15 protein-coding genes are annotated in these 18,554 nt (G+C 71.3%); 2 read left to right on the forward strand and 13 right to left on the reverse strand.

What is annotated here, in order from left to right; genetic code table 11:
- Window positions 1–26 precede the first annotated feature (26 nt).
- The 10 genes from ACFS27_RS07645 to ACFS27_RS07690 all read right to left on the reverse strand — a co-directional run bounded on the left by ACFS27_RS07645 (window position 27) and on the right by ACFS27_RS07690 (window position 11,637).
- The gene (locus ACFS27_RS07645; RefSeq protein ID WP_377181584.1) at window positions 27–980 is read right to left on the reverse strand and encodes a 4-(cytidine 5'-diphospho)-2-C-methyl-D-erythritol kinase; all 954 of its coding nucleotides are present in this window, start codon (window positions 978–980) and stop codon (window positions 27–29) included.
- Window positions 977–1,846, reverse strand: coding sequence for a 16S rRNA (adenine(1518)-N(6)/adenine(1519)-N(6))-dimethyltransferase RsmA (rsmA, locus tag ACFS27_RS07650; RefSeq protein ID WP_377181586.1), 870 nt, complete (start codon window positions 1,844–1,846; stop codon window positions 977–979). The genes ACFS27_RS07645 and rsmA overlap by 4 nt, the downstream gene beginning before the upstream one ends.
- Before the next feature lie 199 nt (window positions 1,847–2,045).
- Entirely contained in the window at window positions 2,046–3,329 is a 1,284-nt protein-coding gene (locus ACFS27_RS07655; protein WP_377181588.1) for an aggregation-promoting factor C-terminal-like domain-containing protein, read from the reverse strand.
- 436 nt (window positions 3,330–3,765) lie between these two features.
- A complete protein-coding gene (locus tag ACFS27_RS07660) occupies window positions 3,766–5,109 on the reverse strand; it encodes a ubiquitin-like domain-containing protein (RefSeq protein WP_377181590.1) in 1,344 nt (447 codons plus the stop codon).
- Window positions 5,110–5,322: 213 nt separating this feature from the next.
- Window positions 5,323–6,492 carry an aggregation-promoting factor C-terminal-like domain-containing protein gene (locus ACFS27_RS07665; protein WP_377181592.1) on the reverse strand — a complete coding sequence of 390 codons (1,170 nt, stop codon included), beginning with the start codon at window positions 6,490–6,492 and terminating at the stop codon, window positions 5,323–5,325.
- A gap of 93 nt (window positions 6,493–6,585) precedes the next feature.
- The gene (locus ACFS27_RS07670; RefSeq protein WP_377181594.1) at window positions 6,586–7,530 is read right to left on the reverse strand and encodes a TatD family hydrolase; all 945 of its coding nucleotides are present in this window, start codon (window positions 7,528–7,530) and stop codon (window positions 6,586–6,588) included.
- Window positions 7,531–7,537: 7 nt separating this feature from the next.
- Window positions 7,538–9,259: a methionine--tRNA ligase gene (gene metG, locus ACFS27_RS07675; protein ID WP_377181597.1), complete on the reverse strand. Its 1,722-nt coding sequence runs from the start codon at window positions 9,257–9,259 to the stop codon at window positions 7,538–7,540.
- 118 nt (window positions 9,260–9,377) lie between these two features.
- The gene (locus tag ACFS27_RS07680; protein ID WP_377181599.1) at window positions 9,378–9,938 is read right to left on the reverse strand and encodes a nucleotidyl transferase AbiEii/AbiGii toxin family protein; all 561 of its coding nucleotides are present in this window, start codon (window positions 9,936–9,938) and stop codon (window positions 9,378–9,380) included.
- Window positions 9,938–10,303, reverse strand: a complete 366-nt coding sequence (locus ACFS27_RS07685) for a hypothetical protein (protein ID WP_377181601.1) — start codon at window positions 10,301–10,303, stop codon at window positions 9,938–9,940. The genes ACFS27_RS07680 and ACFS27_RS07685 overlap by 1 nt, the downstream gene beginning before the upstream one ends.
- A gap of 125 nt (window positions 10,304–10,428) precedes the next feature.
- Entirely contained in the window at window positions 10,429–11,637 is a 1,209-nt protein-coding gene (locus ACFS27_RS07690; protein WP_377181604.1) for a PQQ-dependent sugar dehydrogenase, read from the reverse strand.
- A 138-nt stretch (window positions 11,638–11,775) separates the two neighbouring features.
- Between ACFS27_RS07690 and ACFS27_RS07695 the strand changes: the two genes are divergently transcribed.
- Complete coding sequence (locus ACFS27_RS07695; RefSeq protein WP_377181607.1) at window positions 11,776–12,369, forward strand: isochorismatase family protein; 594 nt, start codon at window positions 11,776–11,778, stop codon at window positions 12,367–12,369.
- Between the two features lie 41 nt (window positions 12,370–12,410).
- Here the strand turns inward: ACFS27_RS07695 and ACFS27_RS07700 are convergent, their stop codons facing one another.
- Window positions 12,411–14,192, reverse strand: coding sequence for a dolichyl-phosphate-mannose--protein mannosyltransferase (locus ACFS27_RS07700; RefSeq protein ID WP_377181609.1), 1,782 nt, complete (start codon window positions 14,190–14,192; stop codon window positions 12,411–12,413).
- Between the two features lie 33 nt (window positions 14,193–14,225).
- On the opposite strand from ACFS27_RS07700, the gene rsmI reads away from it, so the two are divergent.
- Complete coding sequence (gene rsmI / locus ACFS27_RS07705) at window positions 14,226–15,101, forward strand: 16S rRNA (cytidine(1402)-2'-O)-methyltransferase (protein WP_377181611.1); 876 nt, start codon at window positions 14,226–14,228, stop codon at window positions 15,099–15,101.
- 7 nt (window positions 15,102–15,108) lie between these two features.
- On the opposite strand, the gene ACFS27_RS07710 is transcribed toward rsmI, so the two are convergent.
- The gene (locus tag ACFS27_RS07710; RefSeq protein ID WP_377181613.1) at window positions 15,109–16,782 is read right to left on the reverse strand and encodes a family 20 glycosylhydrolase; all 1,674 of its coding nucleotides are present in this window, start codon (window positions 16,780–16,782) and stop codon (window positions 15,109–15,111) included.
- Window positions 16,783–16,841: 59 nt separating this feature from the next.
- Window positions 16,842–18,461 (reverse strand): hypothetical protein, encoded by a 1,620-nt coding sequence (locus ACFS27_RS07715; RefSeq protein WP_377181615.1) that lies wholly within the window; start codon window positions 18,459–18,461, stop codon window positions 16,842–16,844.
- Window positions 18,462–18,554 lie beyond the last annotated feature (93 nt).

The following is an 18,554-nucleotide window of genomic DNA, read 5'->3' on the forward strand; positions in this document are numbered from 1 at the left end:
CGGTCGCGCCCACAGCCAACTGCGGGTCAGCGGGAGACCGAGGTGACGAGCTGGGTGCCGGGGGCCGGGCCTGTCGCGCACCAGACCGCGTCGACGACGTCGGCCGCGGTCCACGCCGCACCCAGCGCCAGGGCATGCTGGCGCGAGCGGCCGAGCGCGGCGACCGTCGGACCGGACCCGGAGACGACCACGCCCAGCGCCCCGGACTCCGTGGCGACCTCCAGCACGGCGGCGAGCTCGGGTCGCAGGTCGAGCGCGGGTGCCGTCAGGTCGTTGTGCAGCGCCTTGCCGAGCGCCACCGCGTCCCCTGCGCGCAGGGCGTGCATGAGCTCGGTGTCGTCGGCGGCGGGGGCGACGTGGGGCGTCGAGGGACCGGCCAGTTCGTCGAACCGGCGGAACACGCTGGGGGTCGACAGACCCTCACGTTGCGTACCGAAGCACCAGTGGAACTCGCCGCGCGTCATGGCCGGCGTCAGGAGGTCGCCCCGTCCCGTACCGACGGCGGTGTGACCGAGCAGCGAGAACGGTACGTCCGCCCCGAGCTCGGCGGCCAGCTCGACCAGCTCCTGCCGCGGCAGCCCCGCGTCCCAGAGCGTGTCGCAGGCCAGGAGCGCGGCGGCGGCGTCGGCGGACCCGCCCGCCATTCCTCCGGCGACGGGCACTCCCTTGGTGATGTGCAGCCCGACGTCGGCGGGCAGCCCCGTGCGTTCGGCGAGGAGCGCGGCGGCCCGCCAGGCGAGGTTGGTCTCGTCGGTCGGCACGGCGTCGGCCTGCGGGCCTGAGACGGTCAGCGAGATGCCGGATCCTGGTGCGGACTGCGTGGCCGTGACCTCCTCGAACAAGGACACCGCCTGGAAGATCGTCGCCAACGGGTGGTAACCGTCGCTCCCGACGGGCCCGACGCGCAGCGCGAGGTTGACCTTTCCCGGCGCGCGGACGCGGACCGACGGCGGCGGAGCCGCACTGAGGCGCGCGGTCACGCGGCCCCCTCCCCTCGCTGACCGAGCTGTTCCGCTATGCGCGCGAACTGCTCGACCACCAGCGTCTCGCCGCGCGCGCTCGGGTCGACGCCGGCGGCGCGCAGCGCCGTCTCGGCTGCTGCGCCCGAGCCGAAGAGCCCGGCCAGGGCGGCGCGGAGCGTCTTGCGGCGCTGCGCGAACGCGGTGTCCACGACGGTGAAGACCCGCTCCCGCGGTGCGGTGGTCGACGGCGGCTCGCGGCGCTCCAGGTACACGAGCGCGGAGTCGACGTTCGGGGCGGGCCAGAAGACGTTGCGCCCGATGGTCCCCACCCGGCGGGCCGACGCGTACCAGGCGGCCTTCACCGAGGGGATGCCATAGATCTTGGAGCCGGGCACTGCCGCGATCCGGTCGGCCACCTCGGCCTGGACCATGACGAGCACGCGCTCCAGCGAGTCGAACCGCTGCAGCATGGTGAGCAGCACCGGGACGGCCACGTTGTACGGAAGGTTCGCCACGAGCGCCGTCGGCGGCGCACCGGGCAGGGTGGTCACGTCCATCGCGTCGGAGAGCACCACCTCGAAGTCGGCGTCCGGGAACCGACCCTGCACCGTGCCGGTGATCTGGCCGGCGAGGAGCGGGTCGATCTCGATCGCGACCACCGAGGCGCCGGCCTCCACCAGGCCGAGGGTCAGCGAGCCGAGCCCCGGGCCGACCTCGACCACCCGTTCGCCCGGCTTCAGGGCAGCGATGCGCACGATCTTGCGGACCGTGCCGCCGTCGTGCAGGAAGTTCTGACCAAGGGTCTTGGTGGGCCGAACGCCCAAACGCCCTGCCAGGTCGCGGATCTCCGCGGGGCCGAGCAGGGCGTTCGAGGTTTCGTTCATGCAGGGGAGCCTAACTGGAGCGTTCGTGCGGAGCGTACTCGGAGGTGGAACGCAGCGAAGCAAGTTCCGCCAGAGAGGACGCGCAGCACGAGAGCGACCTTCGGTCAGTGCGTTCGTGCGGAGCGTACTCGGAGGTGGAACGCAGCGAAGCAAGTTCCGCCAGAGAGGACGCGCAGCACGAGAGCGACCTATGGCTGGATCAGTACCAACCAGCCGACTCCGAGTGGCCCCACGCACCGCACGGCGTGCCGTAGCGGTCCGCGATGTAGCCGAGACCCCACTCGATCTGGGTCGCGGGGTTGGTGGCCCAGTCGGAACCCGCCGAGCCCATCTTGGAGCCCGGCAGCGCCTGCGGGATGCCGTAGGCACTCGACGACGGGTTGGCCGCCTGGTGGTTCCAGCCGGACTCGCGCTCCCACAGGAGTTCGAGGCAGGTCCACTCCTGGCCGGTCCAGCCGCGGGCTGCGGCCATCTCCTGGCCGATCTCCTTGACGGAGCCCGACGGCGCCGGGGCGCTGGGCTCTGCGGACTCGGTGGTGGCCTCGACCTCGGCCTCGACGGGGGCCTCCTCCACGACAGGGCGCTCCTTGGTGCCCTCGACGATGACGCGGTCGACGGGCTCCTTCGTCACCTTGTTGGAGAGCTTCTTGCGGTCCACGACCTCGCCGTCGACCGTGCGCTGGAGGACGACACGGGTGCGCACACCCTCCTCGCCCTCGGTCCGGACATGGTCGCCCTCGTCGACGTAGCGGTCGCCGTCCTGGACGGTCTTGGTCTCGAAAGGCAGGTCGAACTTCTGGGTGACCTTCTTGGAGTCGACGCGCTGCACCTGGACGGCGACGTCGGCACCGGCTTCCTTGGCCGACTTCGCGGACTTGGTGTCGATCGCCTTGTCCTTGGCCAGGGTGTTGACCGGGACGATGCTCACGAGGTCGTTCTTGCCGACCTCGACCTTGACGTCCTGCAGCACGCTGTCGATGCTCGCGGCGTGGTCCTCGACCACGCGGGCCGAACCGTCCGCCACGACTGCGACAGGGCCGTCATCGTTCAGACGGAGCGGGAGCGAGACCCGGTCGCCGGAGCGGGACGCCACCAGGGCGACGTCACCGCCGCGCTCGGCGAGGGTCGTCAGTGCCTCGCCGGCATCGGTGACGGTGACCCAGACGTCGCGCTCCGCATCGCCGGTGGCCATGGTGACCTGGCGCGCGTAGCGGACCACGATCTGGTCGCCGTCGGAAAGCTCGGCATCGGTTCCGGGGGCTACGACGTCGCGCTCGCCCAGGCGGACACCCTGCGACTCGAGCATGCCCTCGACAGAACCGGCATAGGTGGTGATGGTCTTGGAGGTGCCGTCGACGTCGAGCGTGACGGTCTTGCGTGCTTCGGCGAAGGCCACCGATCCGGACGCGACGATCGCGACGGCCGTGAGGCCGGCGACGAGCGGCCAGCGGCGACGCTTCGAGGGGGCGTCCTGAGGTGTCACGGCCTCGGACTCTGAGTTGATGCTGGGGATGGAGCCAGAACTCTGCTGCTCAAAACGGGGGTTCACTCGTGTCCAGTCGTCGGACGTCCCGGGCACGGGCGGCGAGTCGGGCGCCCGCATGCACGGAAATCCCTACCACGATTCGGCCTGGGGGCCAGGCGACTCTTGCGAGCCGTCGCGGTCTCGACCGGCCGATCCGGCGGTCTCGCACTACCCGCGAGGTGCCGCGGCCAGTGCCGCCCTGCCGCCGTTGAGGTGCCTGTGGCTTACACCACATGGCACCCCCGCGCCAGCGAGGACAACCGAACGTAACTGATTTGTTATCGCTCGGCCAAGTATCTTGGGGTGCTGTCTTTGTGGTCTCGGTCACTCGTCCAGGACAAGCGTCCAAGTCTGCGTGGGATGAGTGTTCGGTCGGTAGGGAGTCGGCGGCGGGTCAGCGGAGGCCGTGGGACGCCGACATGGTCTTCGCCTCCGGTTCGGGCTTCGGTTCGTCGGCGGGCTTCTTACGCTGCTCGGGCTTCGAGTCGGGCTCGGACTTCGAGTCGGACTTCGGTTTGGCGTCCGGCTTGGAGTCGGACTTGGAGTCGGACTTGGGCTTCGGCTCGGGCTTCGGCTCGGGTTTCGGCTCGGGCGCGGGTCGCTCCTTGGTGCCGTACATGATCACCTTGTCGACGGGCGCCTGCGCGACCCAGCTGTTCAGCTTCTCCCGGTCCACGACCTTGCCGTCGATCTTGGTCACGTCCCACGAGGTGACGCGCTTGCCGACGGCGCCGTCGGTCGCCAGGTACGGGCCGAGGTCCTCGTAGTGGTCCGGGTCCGTCGCCGTCACCGTGTCGAACGGCAGCTCGCTCTCGGTCTCCTCGATCGAGCTCTGCACCTCCTTGACGACGACGGTGACCGTGGGGTCGCCCGGGCCGTCCGCCCGGCCATGTTCCACGACCACCCTGTCGTCCCCGTCGACCGAGACCCCTTCGGCGGCGAGCAGCTCGTCGAGCGTCGCGTCGCCGTCGGTCACCTGCTGCGTCTTCCCGCCGACCACCAGGTTCACCGGGTCCTCGGCGTCGAGCCGCATGGGGAGCGTCACGCTCCCTTCCGTGCGGGCCGGGATCAGGACCACGTCTTCGGCGTCCTGGGAGAGGGTGGCCAGCGCCTGGTCGGCGTCGAGCGCGGTGACCCAGGCGGTCCGACGCTCGCCGTCGGCCCGCAGCGTGACCTTGTGTCCGTAACGGACCACCACCGTGCCGCCCTCGCTCAGCGCACCGTCGAGCCCTGGTGCCACGGAGTCCCTGCCGCCGACCTCGACACCCTCGTCGGTCAGGAGGTCGGCGACGTCACCCTGGAAGGTCTCGACGGTGGTGACCTCGCCGTCCACGTCGAGCGTGATGGTCTTGTGGGCCGCGCCGTACGCCGCGACGCCACCGGTGCCGGCCACCGCGACCACCGCGAAGCTCGCGAGGAGCACCACCCCGCGCCTGCGTCTGGGCGGCTCCGGCTCGGGTGGTGGTGGCGGTGGTGGAGGCGGCGGTGCCGTCAGGACGCCGTCGTCGCCGGCCGCCACGATCGGCATCGGTCCGGAGGGATGGCCGGGCGGAAGGCTCGCCATCACATCGGAAAGGGTGCCGGCCGTTGTGCCGGCAGCGGCGAACATCGCCGCTGGGAAGACCTCGTCCGCCGGTGGCGGCGGGCCGAAGAGCTCGGTGATGCCGACGTCGCCGTCGACCTCAGGGTTGATGAGTGAATCACTGGGGCTGCCCTGAGCCGGATGCGGAAATGTCACGCGGGTCCAGTCCTCGAGCGGTCCGGGCACGGGAGCCGGGACGGCGCGACTCGCACACGCCTCCCGCGCGGGGCGCGGGCCCGACCGTCCGATCCGGCGGTCTCTGAGACCGTAACCCCGCCGTTATCAAATGCAAGCCCTATGCATCAATTCGGCCAGCAAAGGGCCCGGAACGCAGGCAATATCCCAAATGTCTACGGGTGAAAAGGCGGTTCAGTACCAGCCGCGCTCGACCGAGTGCGCCCACGCGCCGCACGGCGTCCCGTAGCGCCCGGAGATGTATCCGAGGCCCCACTCGATCTGGGTGGCCGGGTTCGTCAGCCAGTCGCTGCCGACGGTAGCCATCTTGGACCCGGGGTTCGCCTGCGCGATGCCGTACGCGCTGCTGGAGGGGTTGTCGGCGTTCCAGCGCCAGCCGCTCTCCTTCTCCCAGAGCTGGTCGAGGCAGGAGAACTCGTCGGCGCCCCAGCCGCGCTCCGCAGCCATCGCCTGCCCGAGGGCGCGCGCGGAACCGGGGTCGGCCGGGGCCGTTGCGACATCCATGGTTCCCACCACGACGACCTCGTCCACGGGTTTCCGGACGACCTTGCGCTCCACCTCGGTGCGCTCGACGACGGCGCCGCCCACCGTCTTCACCGCATACGTCACCTCGATCTCGCCGGGTACGCCCGCCGTGCGGATCGACTCGTACCCCTCGGGAAGGCTCGGGTCCTCGACGGTCTCGGTCTCGAACGGCAGCACCTCGGTCACCGTGCGCGACGACGACGCGTCACGGCTGACCATGATGACCATCCCGTCGACGGCCGCCGCGTCGAGCGGCACGGACGTCACGTCACCCTTCGCCAGGGAGATGCCGGCCTCCTTGAACACGCCACGCACGGACGACCGGGTGGTGTGGAACTCGAGCACCGAGCCGTCCACAGCGATGCTGACCTGCTTGACCGTGGAGAACCGGACCGGGTCGCGGTCCAGGCGCGCGTTACGAGATGCGGTGGCGAGCGCGCCGTCGCCGCGCGGTCCAAGGGCTGCGAGCAGCTCGCCGACCGTGCCGGCGGTGGTACGGAGCGTGATGATCTGGCCGTCCAGCTCGACGGTGACCTCGCGGCTGGTGCGGACCACCACGGTGTCCGCGGACCCTGCGTCGGTTCCCGCGGCAGGCTGGACGACGTCGTCCCGGCCCATCTCGATGTGCTGCGACGCCAGGGCGTCGGCCACGGTGTCGCCGTAGACGCCGACCGTGCGGACGTCACCGTTGTAGTCGATCGTCAGGGTATTCGCGTTGGCGACGTACAGCCCGCTGACAGCAGCGAGCGTGCCGACGACGGCACCACGGACGACCCATCGGGCCGCCCGGCTCGCGAGCCACGGCCGTGCGTACCTCACCACGAGCACCAGACCGTAACGGAACAAACGGTGCAGGAAAAGCCATTCGGACAGGAAATGAAATGCCGCATTCTTCCGATCAATGCGCCGTTCTCACCAGCTGCCGTAGACGCGCTCCGAGTTCACGGCAATGTCCGCACTCAGCGTTTCGAGGTCTTCTTCGAGGTGAGCCGCCATGAAGCGGACCGTGTGGGCCGCGGCGAACGGGGCGTTCGGCTGCCCACGGAACGGGTGCGGCGTGAGGTACGGGGCATCGGTCTCCAGCAGGATCAGCTCCCGCGGCGCCGCGGTCAGGGCCTCGCGCAGATCGTGGTTGGCCTTGAACGTCACCGGCCCGGCGAACGACAGGTACCAGCCGTTCTCGGCGCAGACACGAGCCATCTCGGCGTCACCACTGAAGCAGTGGAAGACGGTGCGCTCGGGGGCGCCGTCGGCCAGCAGGACCTCGATGACCTGGGCGTGCGCGTCCCGGTCGTGGATCTGCAGGGCCAGCCCGAGCTCCTTGGCCAGGGCGATGTGCGTGCGGAAGCTCTCCCGCTGAGCTCGTTCGCCACGCGGGCCCGTGCGGAACAGGTCCATACCCGTCTCGCCGATCGCGCGGATGCGGTCGTTGCCCTTGGCGAGGCCCGCGATCTCGGCGATCGCGTCGCCGAGCCCCACGGCATGGTGCTCCTCGAACTCGGGTGTGAGCCCGTCCGGCCCCACCTCGTCGACCCCGGCGTGCAGGGTCGCCTCGTTGGGGTGTATGGCAACGGCGCCCACCACCCGCGCCCCTTGTTGAGTGAGGAGGGTGTCGGTCCAGCGGGCCGACGGGAGGTCGCAGCCCACCTGGACCATCCGGTCCACGCCCGCTGCCGCCGCGCGGGCGAGGTGGTCGGCGACCGTCGGCGGCCAGGCCTGACCCGACGGCTCGCCGTCCGGCGCGACGGCGGGCAGGACCCCCGCGATGTGGTCGAGGTGGGTGTGGTTGTCCACGACCGGGACGGGCAGCGGCTCCGGGTCGGCCGGAAATCCGCGCTCGCGCGTGCGCTTCGCCATCGCCCGGTCAGTCCACCGGCCCGGCGCCGAAACGCTCGCGGAAGCCTTCCAGGTCCTCGTCGCTGATCTTGGCGAACAGCACCGGCGGCACGGCGAAGCTCGCCCCTGCGGGCACGGTGTCGAGCGATGTCGCCGCCTCGGGCGTGATCCAGGTGGCGGTGTCGGCGTCGAGCGCGAACACCCCGCGCAGGGTTGCCGCGCTCGCCGGGATGAACGGCTCGGACACCACTGCGTACAGGTGGATCAGGTTCATCGCGGTGCGCAGGCTCAGCGCCGCGGCGTCCTCGTCGGTCTTGACCTGCTTCCACGGCTCCTTCTCGACGAGATACGCGTTGCCCGCCGACCACAGCGCCCGCAGGGCGTTCGTCGCCTTGCGGTACTGGAGGGCCTCCATGTGCTCCTCGAGCTCGACCAGGAGACGGGCGACCTCGGCCCCGAGCTTCTCCTCGGCCTCGCCCGGCACGCCACCCGCTGGAACCGTGTCGCCGAACCGCTTGGCCGAGAACGTCAGTACCCGGTTCACGAAGTTGCCGAGCGTGTCCGCGAGATCCTTGTTCACCGTGCCGGCGAAGTGCTCCCAGGTGAACGAGGAGTCGTCCGACTCCGGGGCGTTGGCGATCAGGTAGTAGCGCCAGTAGTCGGCCGGCAGGATCTCCAGGGCCGCGTCCGTGAAGACACCGCGCTGCTGGGACGTCGAGAACTTGCCGCCGTAGTAGTTGAGCCAGCTGAAGCCCTTGACGAAGTCGACCATGGTCCACGGCTCGCGGACGCCGAGCTGCGTCGCGGGGAACATCACCGTGTGGAACGGGACGTTGTCCTTGGCCATGAACTGCGTGTAGCGGACGTCGGTGGCCTCGTACCACCAGGACTTCCAGTCCCTGGTCTCACCGTCGACGGCGGCGTCCGCCCACTCCTTCGTGGCACCGATGTACTCGATCGGGGCGTCGAACCAGACGTAGAAGACCTTGCCCGCAGCCGCGAGCTCCGGCCACGTGTCGGCGGGGACCGGCACGCCCCACTCCAGGTCGCGGGTGATGGCCCGGTCGTGCAGCCCCTCGGCGAGCCACTTGCGCGCGATCGACGTCGACAGCAGCGGCCACTCCTTGCTGTTCTCGTCGATCCACGCCTCGACCTCGCCCTGCAGCTTCGACTGCAGCAGGAACAGGTGCGTCGTCTCGCGCACCTCGATCTCGGTGGAGCCGCTGATCGCCGAGCGCGGGTTGATCAGGTCGGTCGGGTCCAGCACGCGGGTGCAGTTCTCGCACTGGTCGCCGCGTGCCTTGTCGTAGCCGCAGTAGGGGCAGGTGCCCTCGACGTAACGGTCGGGCAGGAACCGCCCGTCGACGGGCGAGTACACCTGCCGGACGGCGCGCTCCTCGATGAACCCGTTCTCGTGCAGGCGCCGCGCGAAGTGCTGCGTGATCTCCGCGTTCTGCTGCGACGAGCTGCGCCCGAAGTAGTCGAACGTCAGGCCGAATCCGTCGTAGATCTCCTTCTGCGTCTCGTACGCCTGGGCGCAGAACTCCGCGACGGGCTGCCCGGCCTTGGCCGCGGCGAGCTCCGCCGGCGTGCCGTGCTCGTCGGTGGCGCAGATGTACAGCACGTCGTGACCACGTTGACGCAGGTAGCGCGAATAGACGTCGGCCGGGAGCATCGACCCGACCATGTTCCCCAGGTGCTTGATGCCGTTGATGTACGGAAGCGCACTGGTGACAAGGTGGCGAGCCATCGCTGGATGCTCCAATTCGTAAGGACGGGAAAACTCTCCCCAATCCTAGAGCCAGGGCCCAGCGGATTACGCCGGTGGCTGTGGTTGGGTGGCCACGCCACCGTTCGGGCCGCAGGGCTCAGCGGACGACGACGGGATCGATCTCGTCGGCCCAGTCGAGGAAGTTGTCGATGATCTCGTGTCGCCAGTGCGCGCCGACCTCGTAGGCGAGCACGTCGTCCCGCGAGAACCGTCCCGAGCGCACCACAGCATCGATGTCGATGAAGTCACGTGTCTCGCCACGCGACCAGAGCGCGCTCATCTTCCCCGCCACCGCATCACGGACGTCGAGCACTGGGCCGATCTCGAACGTCGCCGGGGCGAACTCCCGGTAGTTCACCCCGATCTGGATCGAGCTCGTCTCCTGGGTCGCGTCGTCGGTCACACTGAAGTCGGCGAAGGTCCGGCCGATCCGGTTGTCGTGCACGGACATGCCCGCGCTCAGGAACGCCGCTCGCAGCTTGGCGACGGAGACCTCGAAGAGGCTTGGCTCGTAGACATTGGTGAACAGATCGACGTCCGCCGACGGTCGATCGCCGATGCCGTTGGTCGAGATCGCGTAACCGCCGGCAAGCACGAAGCCATAACTCTCCAGCGCCTCGAGCCCGATCCGGGCGAGGCGCTCGTGGAACAGGAGCATCAGGCGACTCGTGCCGCTCTGGAACGCGCCGCGAGCTCGGGGAACTTCTGCTCCCAGATCGCCCGGCACCTGGTCGGCAGACCCAGCTGGGGCCACAGCCACAACAGGAGCCGTCGATCCAGGATCCGTACCTGGTCGACGACAGATCCGTCACGAACGGTCGCGCTGTACAGCTCGCGTGCCCGCCTCGGGTTCGAGACCTCGTACACCGGGTTCATGCTCGTATCGATGTGCGGCCCCACGGTGACCACCCCCGACGTCGGCCCCCGCAGATCGTCCAGGGAGTCCGGGGTGACGTACGGAATGTGGTCGGCATAGACATAGCCGCGCGGCACCGTCCGGTGCGCGCCGGGTTCTGCGGACATCCTGTTCACCCCTCCCGGGCTCGACTCGACCATGCTTCGAGCCTACGACGAGGCCCGCTCTCGCCGACCAGATTATCCACAGCCCTAGTCGTCTGCAACTGTTCGGCGAGTACTCTTTCCGGGGGTCATTCCGGCGGCGTCAGCCGGACGCGCAGCAGCCGGTCGTCGACCGGCCGGCCGTCCTCCGTCCTCGGCTCGCCCCGGCCGTCCGTGTTGTTCGTGAGCACGTACAGCTCGCCGTCGGGCACCGCGTGGACCGCCCTGAGCCGGCCGAACTCGCCCTCGAGCAGGGCGTGGGGCTCCCCGAACCCCTGGCTCTCCCCGTCCGCCACGGCCGACGGCTCCCCGAGCAGCGGCACACGCCAGAGCCGCTCCCCGCGGAGCGACGCGAGGTACACGGCCTCCTCGGTGACAGCGATGCCCGACGGAGAGGCCTCCGACGTCGGCCACCACGCGACCGGGTCCGTGAACCCGGACTGGTCACCGCCCTCGCCGGGGCCCTCGACCTCGGGCCAGCCGTAGTTGCCGCCCGGCTCGATCACGTTGAGCTCGTCGAGCTGGTCCTGGCCGAACTCGCTGGCGAACATCCGGCCGCTCGCGTCCCAGCCGAGACCCTGCACGTTGCGGTGGCCCGACGACCACACCGGCGAGCCCTCGTCGGGGTTGCCGGGTGCCGGCTCGCCGTCGGGCGTGACGCGCAGGATCTTGCCGCCCAGCGACTCCGGGTCCTGCGCGTTGGCCGTGTCGCCGGCATCGCCGGTGGCGACGTACAGGTAACCGTCCGGCCCGAGCGCGATCCGGCCGCCGTTGTGGTTGGACGACTTCGGGATGCCGTCAAGGACGGTCGTGAGGTCGCGCAGCACCATGCCGTCGAGATCCAGCTCCGCACGCAGGACGGCGTTGTCCTGCTCTCCCGTGCGGTACAGGAACACGGTGAACAGCGGCCCGGTGTCCTCCGGGTCCACGGCCACCCCCAGGAGCCCGCCCTCGCCGTCGGCCACCGTCTGGTCGGCGAGCTCCTGCACTCCCCCGGACGCGGCCACCGGCTCGACGTCGCCGCTCGGGTGCACCACGGCGAGCGTCACGTCGTCGCGCATGGTGACGAGAAACCGCTCGCCCGGCAGCGGCGCCATGCCCCACGGGACCGGAAGCTCCTGGGCGACCACCTCGACGTCGGCCGTCACCGGTCCGTCCCAGGGATCCGCGCCGGGCGACGGCGCGCTCGCCGAGGCGGTAGGGCTCGGCGACACGACGCCCGGTTCCGGCGAGCCGGTACAGCCCGAGACCAGCAGTGCCACTCCGAGCACCCGGGCAACACACACAAACGTATCCACGCCCCCATCCAAGCACCGTGCGGCCGTGGGTGGTCGGCAGTTGGTCAGGTGATCGGCAGTCCCGGGCTGCCGATCATGTGACGAACTACCGACCACACCCTGCTGCCGTTCCCCCGGCCCCAGTGGCAGAGTGGAGGCATGAGCCTTGTCGAGCCAGCAGCCGTTCGGGCCCTCGTCGTCGTCGACGTGCAGCCGACGTTCTGCGAGGGGGGTGAGCTCGCCACCGAGGGCGCCAACGAGATAGCGCACCGCGTGGCCGCGTACACGGCGGCCCACCGCGACCGGTACGCGACGGTGCTGACCACGCAGGACTGGCACATCGACCCAGGTGACCACTTCAGCGAGAACCCGGACTTCGTCGACTCGTGGCCGCCGCACGGCATCGCCGGCTCCCCCAACGCCGAGCTGCATCCCGCGCTGGCCGATCTCGCCCCCGACGCCCAGCTCAAGAAGGGCCAGTACTCGCACGGGTACTCCGGCTTCGACGGAGCGGACGAGCACGGCCGCAGCCTCGCGACCATCCTGGCCGACGCCGGGGTGACCGCTGTCGACGTCGTCGGACTCGTCGAGTCCCACTGCGTGAAGCACACGGCGCTCGACGCCCGCCGCGCCGGCCTGTCCGCCCGCGTGCTGACCGACCTGACGATCCCCGTGTCGCCGGAGCAGGGCCGCACAGCGCACCAGGAGCTCACCGCGGCCGGCGTGGAGCTGCGGGTCTCCGCCACCCTCTGACCGGTCAGGAGCACGGGTCACCCTGCTCCTGGCACGCGCGGCTAGATCCAGCTCGGGAGCAGCATCAGCCGCTGCCAGTACTCGTACGGCACCGGCATCGCGGTCCAGATCGGGTAGTAGAGCACGCTCACACCCACGATCAGCACCACGAGCACGCCCGCCAGCCAGCACACGATGCGCCGGTCCCCGCTCCTGCGTGACGTGCGTTCGAGCCCGACCGCGAGCAGGTAGACGAGCGTCAGGATCACGAACGGCGTGAACACGATCGTGTAGAACGTGAAGATGGTCCGGTCCGCCAGGGGCCAGGAGTACTGGAACCAGGGCAGCCACCCTGCCGCGATCCCCGTCAGGGCCGCGGCGCCCCGCCAGTCGCGGAACCGGATCGCGAGCACCAGCACCACCGGGATCGCCAGCGCGCCCAGCCACCACAGCAGCGGGTTGCCGAGCGACGTCACCGCGGTCGCGCAGTCGCCGGCCGCGTCGGTGGGACACGGGCCCTGGCCGGGGGCGTACTTGTCCCAGTAGAACGACGTCGGCCGCCACTGCACGATCCAGCCCAGCGGGTGCGACGCGTAGTTGTGGTCCGAGCTCAGGCCGGTGTGGAAGTCCCACATCATGCGGTGGTACTCCCCCAGCGACCGGCCGGCCTCCCACGCTCCCTGCGCCCAGCCCCAGTCCGGCCACCAGCCCGGCGGCGCCACACCGTTCACGGCCGCCCAGTCCCGCAGGTACGACTTGGGGTGCGCGAACCACGCCGACCACGACGCGACGTACACGGCGGCCACCGTCGGCAGCATGATCAGCGCGGCCGGGACGGCGTCGACCACCAGGGCGTCCTCCCACCAGCGCTCGACGCCTGCGGTGCGGCGCGCCGTCATGTCCCAGACGACCGTGAGCACGCAGAACGCCGCGACGAAGTACAGACCCGACCACTTGACGCCGCACGCGAGGCCCAGCGACACCGCCGCAGCGAACCGCCAGCCACGGAACCCGATGCGCGGACCGTACTTCCCGATCGCCCCGCCCGCCTCGACGATCTGCGCCACGCGGTCCGCGAGCCGCCGTCGGGCCCACTCGCGGTCCAGCACCAGGCAGCCGAACGCCACGAGCACCCAGAACATGAGGAACTGGTCCAGCAACCCGGTGCGCGAGTGCACGATCGCCTCGCCGTCGACCGCGAGCAGCAGCCCCGCGACGAGCCCCAGCAGGGTCGACGAGAAGAGCCGGCGCGCGATCCGTACCAGGAGCAGCACGGCGAGAACACCGATGACGGCGCTCGCGATGCGCCACGCCATGGGGTTCTCGGCTCCGCCCATGAGGCGCATCCCGATGGCGATCATCCACTTGCCGACAGACGGGTGGACCACGTACTCGGCCTCGTCGGTCTTGTACGAGCTGACGTCGCCGGCCTCGAAGGCCGGGTTCGGCTCGTCCGGCCAGGCGGCCTCGAAGCCGAGGCTGGCGAGCGACCAGCCCTCCTTGACGTAGTACGTCTCGTCGAAGACCAGCTTGCCCGGGCGGCCGAGCTCCCACAGCCGCGCGCCCGCGGCGACAGCCGTCACGAGGAGCGCGCCGAACAGGGCCCAGAACCGGTCCGAGGTCCTCCGCCCGAGCGCGAGACGCCGCTCACCCAGCAGGTCGCGCAGGAGCCGGTCGCGGACGGAGAGCTCCGGCCTCGGAGCGCGCCCGACGGCGGGAAAGGACCCGGTGCGCGTCATCTTGCCGGCGACCGCTTCTCTGCGCACGTGGGCGCCGTACGTTCCGGGCAGAGCCTGCTGCGCTGCGGCGAAATGCGCTCCTGTGGCGTCAGGCTGCTGAGACACCGGGCCAGCATAGAGCGTGGGACCCTGTGGTTCATGACCGACCCGTCCCCGGTTCCCGGGCCCGCGCCCGAGGCCGGCTCCCTCGTCCTGGCCGCCACCCCCATCGGCAACACGGAGGACGCCTCACCCCGGCTCATCCGCCTGCTGTCCGACGCCGACGTGGTGGCCGCCGAGGACACCCGCCGGCTGCACGGTCTGGCCGGGCGGCTGGGTGTCCAGGTGCGCGGCAAGGTCACCAGCTATCACGAGCACAACGAGACGGCCCGGGCGGACGAGCTGCTCGACGTCGTCGCCGGGGGCGGCACCGTGGTGGTCGTGACCGACGCGGGGATGCCGTCCGTGTCCGACCCCGGGTACCGCATCGTGGAGCGCGCCATCGAACGCGACCTGCGGGTCACCGCAGCACCAGGGCCGAGTGCCGTCCTGACGGCGCTGGCGCTCTCCGGCCTGCCGACCGACCGGTTCACGTTCGAGGGCTTCGTGCCCCGCAAGGCCGGTGACCGTGCCCGGACGCTCTCCGCGCTCGCCATGGAGCCGCGCACGATGGTGTTCTTCGAGGCACCGCACCGGATCGCCGAGACCCTGAGCGCCATGGCGTCGGCGTTCGGGGAGACCCGGCCGGCCGCCGTCGCGCGCGAGCTCACCAAGACCTACGAGGAGGTGCTGCGCGGCCCGCTCGCCGAACTCGCCGAGCGGGCGGCCGCTGCGCAGCTCCGCGGCGAGATCTGCGTCGTCGTGAGCGGGGCGCCCGCGGTGCAGGCCAGCGTGGCGGACCTGGTGGGAGAGGTCCTGGACCGCGTCACCCAGGGCGAGCGGCTCAAGGCCGCGGTGGCCGAGGTCGCGGAGGCCGCGGGCGTCCCCAAGCGCGACCTGTACGCGGCGGCCCTGGCCGCCCGCCCCGCCCGTTGAGCAAGGGCTACCAGTCGATCTGAGGGGTGGGGTGGTATCGGGCGCCCTCGCGGCGCCAGGTGGCGGCCTCGACCGCGACCCGGCTCCGGAACGACTCCCAGTCCTTGTCCCCCGGCCGCGACCAGGCCGTCTCCGCCACCGCGGCGAGCCGGGGCAGCAGCATCGAGAAGAGGTCGTCGCGGTTGGGCAGGGTCTCGGTCCAGACCGCCGCCGAGACCCCCTCGATCGCCGACTCGGGCAGTCCTTCGATGAGGGTCGCCGGGTCCCAGTCGTAGGAGTCGTGCAGCTCGACGAACGCCGCCCACTGCTGGCCCAGCGGGTGCTCCGGCGTGTACTTCATGTCGAGGTAGGCCCGGGTGGCGGGCGACATCACGAACGTCGCGCCCGCCTGCGCGGCACGGAGGAACGGTGCAGGGTCCGGCCGGGTGTCCCAGTACTGCAGGACGGTGCCAGGCCGGACGAGCGCAGGCGCCTCGTCCTCGGCGGCCCCGGTGTCGCCCGGCTTCGCGCCGGGCACAGCGGCCTCGCCCGCCAGCGCCGCCACCGCCGCCTGGTCGCCGTGCGCGGAGCCGGCGGCCTCCTGCCAGGCGACGGGCGTCTTGCCCGCGCCCGCGACGATCTCCTGGCACAGCGTCACGAAACGGCCGAACTCCTCGGGCTGCATCACCAGCACCTCGTCACCGCCGAAGTGCACCCATGGCCCCAGCGTCATGCGCGCGACGTCGGTGAACACGTCCCGCAGGAACGGCTCGGTACCGGGCAGGCCGATGTGCAGCTTCGAGAAGCCGACCTCGATGCCGTCGTAGGTGTCGGTGGGCTCGCCCGACGGGGTGAGCTCGCCGTAGGCGTGGGTCGCCGCGTTGACGTGTCCGGGGACGTCGATCTCCGGCACGATCACGATCTCCCGCTCTGCCGCGTACTCCTGCAGCTCGCGGTACTCGTCGGTGCTGAGGAACCCGCCGGCTGCCCCCTCCACCGCGCCCTGCGACGACTTCTCCGTGAGCGCCGGCCGGGACGGGATCTCCAGCCGCCAGCCCTGGTCGTCCGACAGGTGCAGGTGCAGGCGGTTCATCTTGTACGAGCCGACGAGGTCGACGACGGCACGCAGGTCCGCCGGCCCGAACCAGTGGCGCACCACGTCCAGCGAGAGCCCGCGCCACGGGTATCGCGGCTCGTCCCGCACGACGACGGCGCCCACAGCGAGCGGTCCGCCCGTCTCCCCGCGGCCCGCCTGCTCGTCGACGCCCGGCTCGCTCCCGCCCAGCAGGACCGCACCATGGCGGCCCGCATTGATCAGCTGCCGCAGCGTCCGCACCCCGTGCAGCAGCCCGGCCCGCTCGGGTGCCGCGACGGTCACGCCGTCCGCAGTCACCGTGAGTGTGTAGCGCTCGGGGTTCTGGGAGCCCGCTGGGCCCGCTGCGGGGTCCGGGGTCAGGACGACCTGCGCGGCGCGGCCGCTCCCTGAGACGTCCTCGCGGCGCCGCGGGTCGGCGTCGAGGTCCTGGGACGCCGGCACGACGGCCACACCCGCGGTGGCGAGGAGGTCTCCGGCGAGGCGCGCGAGCACGCCGTCAGGAGCGTCAACGGTGACGGTTCTGAGGTCCAGCACCCCCTCGGCCCGTTCGAGCTCGACAGGTGCTGGGATGACGGCGTCGGCGACGACGGCCGCTCCGGTGCTCACGGTGGTCACGATTGTTAGGGGCCCCTTCGCTCGCGATGGTTGCCCGCAGTTTGGCAGGTTCAGCCAGCGGAGACCAGGCCGAGGAGCGGTTCGGTGGGCATGATGCTCGTGGGGTCGGCGGGGACCTCGCTCGGCGCGGACCAGCCGAGGAACGTGTGTGCGGGGATGTCGGCGGCGACGTCGGCCCAGACTCCGCCGGCCGTGGCCTGGCCCGCGCTGGGCCCTGCGGCCGTGAAGATCACCGCCACCTGCGGCGGAACCTGCAGCTTCGCCCGGTCGACCACGGACGCCGCCGTGGACTGGTGCACCTCCAGCATGACCTGCGGCAGGCCCTGCTTCGTCGCGATCGCGGCGAGCCGGTCGACCACCGCCTGCAGCTCCGCCACGGGTACGGCGCCCGGGTCCGCGCCGTTGCCCGCCACCCGGAACTCCGGGTGCACCGACAGGCCGATGCCCGGCTGCGAGAGCAGTGGCTCGAGGTCGTCGAGCTGCTCGACCAAGGGCTGGTTGCCCGGCGCGACGTCGAGCAGCACGAGCTGCCCGGCCTCGCGGATCGCCTCGACCGCCGGCGTGATCCTCTCCAGCGGCTGCTCGGCGACGTAGTCGCCGTCCTCCCCCGCCTCGGTGGACCGCAGGCTCGCCATCACCGTGACCAGCGGCGTGCCGCCCAGCAGCTCGCCGTTGATGGAGGCGGCGTCCACCGCCCGGGCAGCGTCGGCGGCCGGGTCGGCCACGCCGGCGGGCACCGCGTACGACGTCGACACGTACCGGCCGGGGAACAGGCGGAGCGAGCCGTCCGGCAGCGTCGCGCCCGACGTCGCAACGCCCACCTGCCAGCCCAGCGCGTCCGCCGAGCCGAACCCGTCGCCGATCCCCACCACGCCGAGCGGCTTGAGCGTGCGGATCGTCTCGACCGTCTCCGCGCTGGCCGCGACACTGCCGCCCGGCACCTCGACCGGGACCGCGCCGGCGGCGAGCGCGGTGCCGATCGCTGCCTCCTGGCCCAGCTTCGGGTCCACCGCGACCAGGACCTCCTGCAGCAGGCGCGGGTCGGCGACGTCAGGGATCTCCGCACGCAGCCCGTCGACGTCGGCGGCGTCGAGACGGTCTGCGGTCGGCATCTCGACCTTGACCTCGTTCTCCTTCTTGTCACCGCCGCCGCCGCGACCGGCCGACGCCGCCGCCTCAGCGGCCGCGCTCAGCGCACCCGGATCGAAGCCGACCACGGCCGCCTCGCCCGTGGCTGCCCCTGCCTCGGCGACAGCCTCCTCGTCACCGATGACGACGACGCTGCTCGCGCCGAGCCGCGTCAGCTCGGCGGCGATGTTGATGTCCGAGACGCCGCCGTCGGTGAGCAGCACGGGAGCGGTGACGGCGGCTCCGGTGGCCGCGGCCGTCGAGCGCGCGTCGGCGTCGTCGGCCGAAGCGAGCACGACGACCGGTGAGGCGTGGAAGAACGCCTGGCTCGCGGTGAGGGCGAGCTCGGCCGGGTCGGTCGAGTCGAGCACCAACGCAGGCCCGGACGGTTCACGGACCTGGAAGTTCTCCCCCGTCTTGCCGTCGACGCCCTCGGCGGTCGGCACCGTGCACCCGGCGAGGACGAGGGCAGCCACCGCGAGCAGAGCTGCAGCGGAGGCAGGACGATGGTGTGGGACGAATCGGACGTTCCGGATGGCCACGAGCGACATTGTCTCCCACTCGGCGACGAAGTGGAAACCCCGGGTCGCCGTCCGGCAGCGTGCGGGCAGCCCGCGAACAGCACCCGGACAGCG

Origin of the sequence: Promicromonospora vindobonensis (assembly GCF_042685865.1) — a bacterium.
GTDB classification, from domain to species: domain Bacteria; phylum Actinomycetota; class Actinomycetes; order Actinomycetales; family Cellulomonadaceae; genus Promicromonospora; species Promicromonospora vindobonensis.